Origin of the sequence: Arthrobacter koreensis (assembly GCF_035792275.1) — a bacterium.
In the GTDB taxonomy this organism is placed as follows: Bacteria; Actinomycetota; Actinomycetes; order Actinomycetales; family Micrococcaceae; genus Arthrobacter_B; species Arthrobacter_B koreensis_A.
The window spans coordinates 1-203 of the sequence record NZ_JAMWKK010000050.1 but is presented as its reverse complement, the minus strand read 5'-3'; the positions used below and the strand labels follow the sequence as shown (position 1 = coordinate 203).

Annotated in this window: 1 pseudogene; it reads right to left on the bottom strand. The window is 57.1% G+C overall.

The window, feature by feature from the left end:
• Nucleotides 1–203, bottom strand: a pseudogene (locus NGB94_RS16780) (IS30 family transposase); the annotation flags it as partial.

The following is a 203-nucleotide window of genomic DNA, read 5'->3' as shown; positions in this document are numbered from 1 at the left end:
GGCGGATTCTGGGGGTGGTTGCAACACCTTGGGTTGTTAGGTGCTTAGAAGTAGATCACGTAAACGCTCGGCTGGGCTGTCCCAGTCGAGCGTTTTACGTGGGCGTCCGTTGAGCTTCTGGGCCACGATTTCCAGGTCTTCGGGTGAATGGACGGAAAGATCGGTTCCTTTGGGGAAGTACTGCCGCAGCAGCCCGTTGGTGT